Genomic DNA, 3,248 nt, shown 5'->3' on the forward strand with positions numbered 1-3,248 from the left:
ATTTGTACAACCTACTTATAATTTTTCCAACATCCTCCCATATACCTTTTTTATCTATAAATCATGTTTTGTCTTATGATAAAAGAGCTATTCTATTATTAATACAGGTGAGCGGTACGGGACCGGGCATTGATCCTGAACTGGAAAAAAGCTTATGCGAGGGAAAGGTTTTCAGTACATTCTTTCCGTCAGCATAAGCTTCAAATCCTATATTTAAAGAGGATAAAGGACTATTATTATCATATCTTCTTTGCTTTATTAAAGTATTCTTCTAGTGTCCAGTTATGCTCATAAATGGTAGTTGCAACTCTTACCCCCACATAACGGAAGTGCCATGGTTCATACTCATAATTTGTAATTCCTTCTTTTCCCTTTTGATAACGAAGGATAAAACCATATCGATGTGCATTTTCGTAAAGCCATTTTCCTTCCTTTGTATCACCGAAGCCTTCAGTTAACAATAGATTTGTTGATTTGCTAGCTATATCTATTGCTAAACCTGTTTGATGTTCACTAGTACCTGGTATTGCCTCCGCTTGGGAAGCTTTCACCTTTCCTACGCGACTAACTTCCGTATTGTATAAAGCCTTTTGCCTGCTATAAGAGCGGTATCCCGAAGCTCCATATAGCACAATCCCAGACTTTTTAGCATCTGAAAACATTTTTTCAAGTGCACTAGCAGCCTCTTTTCTTAAAAGGCCTTTTTCCAATTTTTGATCACCAAATGAAAAGGCAACATTTGGACGTACAAGGTCAGGTGGAATATAACCAGCAGGAAGCGAATAATTTTGGTTTACTAATACTAAAATATTAGTAGGATTTCGGATTACATTTTTTCCGTTAACATTCTTAATTTTATTAAAATACTCTCCCTTTAGGCTGAAGGAATCTGCTTGAGAAGTAGATTGTGCAGCCGTATTTTTCGGAGCCCTCTTTGAGGAAGAAACCGCATTGCTACAACCTGTAAAAAGCAATAAGCAGCCTATGATCCATATAGCGTTTCTAAATTTCATCCATTTTCACCCAACTATTTTATATTGGTTCTTTTACATAATATCTAATTCAATAAGCAGTATCAAAAATTCAGAAATACTGAAAGTAAACAATTAGGAATACTTACCTTTACCTTTGATCAGCATCAATGGGTAAAGTTATCTATAAATCGATAACTTTAACGCTTCTAAATTTTTTTTCATAACGCCAATATAGTCTAAACCTTGTTTTTGATCTTCCTTTGTTAGCCCTTCAAGTGGATTTAAAACCTCTGTTTTAGCACCAATTTCATTCGCTAAGGTTTGTGCGACCTTTGCAGAAGTAAGTCCCTCAAAGTAGATAACATGAATATTTTTTTCCTTTGTTAAATTAGCTAATTCTTCTAATTTCCCTAGTGTTGGCTCTACATCTGGAGAAAGTCCTGCAATTGGAATTTGGATTAGTCCATATTGTTTTGCTAAATATTGAAATGCCGCATGTTGGGTAACAAACTCTTTTTGATTAGCTTTATCAATGGTATCTTTATATAACTTATCCAAATCTACAAGCTTTGCTTTAAAAGCAGCCGCATTTTTATCGTATTGTTCTTTATGTTTAGGATCACTCTCTTCTAAAGTCTTTGCAATATTGTCAACCTCTTGCTGAGCTAAAACTGGTGAAAGCCAAACATGTGGATCTTTGATCGAACCATTTCCCTTTTGTTGATTCCCATCTTCAAGAAAATTACCATCTAGAAGCTGGATGCCTTTTGTAGCTTCTAATACTTTTAAGTTAGAAGAACCTATACTTTTTAACACTTTATCTGCCCATGTTTCAAAGTATCTGCTGTCGTAAATAAATACATCTGCATTTTGAATTTTCTCCATATCCCGTACCGTTGGTTCCCAATCATGTGGTTCCACACCATTCGGAATTAAAAAATCAACAGTTGCTGAATTCCCAGTGACTTGTTTTGTAAAGTAATACATAGGATAAAATGTTGTGACAATTTGTAGTTTTTTTGATCCTTCTTTGCTCATTTCACCCTTTGTCTGACTTATGTTAGAGCAGCCGCTTAGGATCAATAGAAAAATGATCGTTGTAAATATAAGTTTTTTCACCTTTTTTCTCCCTTCATGTCATTTGCAAATAGGAATTATTTCGATTTGTAAATGAAAAAAATATTTTTCTGAAAAACTTTTAAATATACATAAATCGTAATAGTTACGAATTAAATAGTAATATGAGGAGTTAAGAAAGTCAATCCTTTTATTGTTATAAATTTGCTAGATTTACATATAAATAGGATAACGCTACTATTTATAAGGATGAGCCAAATGAATGATTTACTATATTAATAAGCTCATAAAAAATAGCATAAGCTTTTTACTATTTTGTCTAATAGTGGTTCTCTTTCTTTTCTCTGTTCAAGTAAAAAATGTATCTATTTTCACTAAAGTTCCTAGCTTTTTTCTAATGTCAATACCATATTTCTTAGTATCATATTAGAAGCAATTCCTTTTATTTTATTAGGAGTGTTTGTTTCTGCACTTATTCAATCCTTTATCTCCGAGAATGCCATTCAAAGAATCCTTCCTCGTAATGCCTATGTAGAATTCATTCCTGCTGCGTGTTAGGTATTATTTTTCCCATTTGTGAATGTGCGATCATTCCTGTTGTTCGAAGATTAATAAATAAAGGGATGCCAGAACATGCTGGTGTAGTCTTTATGCTCAGCGCCCCTATACGTAACCCAGTCGTTTATGCTTCAAAGTATATCGCCTTTAAAAATACCCCTTAAATGGCAAATGCTCGGATGATTGTCGGTTTTAGCAGTTCAATTATCATCGGATTAACAATAGAAAAAAACAATTATAATGGATCAACTGTCTCATTAATAAAAATTCAAAAACTTTCTGAATATCAAAAAAGGACAACCTAAATCAGATTGTCCTTCACTTGCCTGGCAACGTCCTACTCTCACAGGGACTTACGTCCCAACTACCATCGGCGCTATAGAAGCTTAACTTCCGTGTTCGGTATGGGAACGGGTGTGACCTTCTCGCTATTGCTACCAAGCCTACTGCACTGAAAAATCTTCCTTGCTGGCTTGCGACGAGCTGAACATCAGCTTCATCGAGTAAGCTTTGGCGCAGGAGCAGACATTCAATGTGCCATGATTATGAAATTAGTTAAATAAACTTTTAATATTGAGGTTCATTCCCTCAAAACTAGATAATTTAGAAGAAGTAGATAAGAACGAGTGAATCTTTTAA

Annotated in this window: 2 protein-coding genes, 1 rRNA gene and 1 pseudogene; 1 reads left to right on the plus strand and 3 read right to left on the minus strand. The window is 34.4% G+C overall.

Annotated features, from left to right (window positions below; genetic code table 11):
- Positions 1–239: 239 nt before the first annotated feature.
- Both JN080_RS28500 and JN080_RS28505 read right to left on the minus strand, forming a co-directional pair.
- Complete coding sequence (locus JN080_RS28500; protein WP_256239309.1) at positions 240–1,013, minus strand: M15 family metallopeptidase; 774 nt, start codon at positions 1,011–1,013, stop codon at positions 240–242.
- Positions 1,014–1,151: 138 nt separating this feature from the next.
- Entirely contained in the window at positions 1,152–2,093 is a 942-nt protein-coding gene (locus JN080_RS28505) for a metal ABC transporter substrate-binding protein (RefSeq protein WP_256239310.1), read from the minus strand.
- Between the two features lie 402 nt (positions 2,094–2,495).
- Here JN080_RS28505 and JN080_RS28510 point away from each other — a divergent pair.
- A pseudogene (locus JN080_RS28510) lies at positions 2,496–2,773 on the plus strand (permease).
- Positions 2,774–2,933: 160 nt separating this feature from the next.
- Here the strand turns inward: JN080_RS28510 and rrf are convergent.
- Positions 2,934–3,051, minus strand: a 5S ribosomal RNA gene (gene rrf / locus JN080_RS28515).
- Positions 3,052–3,248 lie beyond the last annotated feature (197 nt).

It is taken from the genome of Bacillus sp. EB600, from assembly GCF_024494385.1.
Classification (GTDB): Bacteria; Bacillota; Bacilli; order Bacillales; family Cytobacillaceae; genus JAEVLT01.

Excerpts from the sequence above, each read along its gene's own strand:
- JN080_RS28500 (WP_256239309.1), bottom strand. The coding sequence starts at position 1,013 with ATGAAATTTAGAAACGCTATATGGATCATAGGCTGCTTATTGCTTTTT.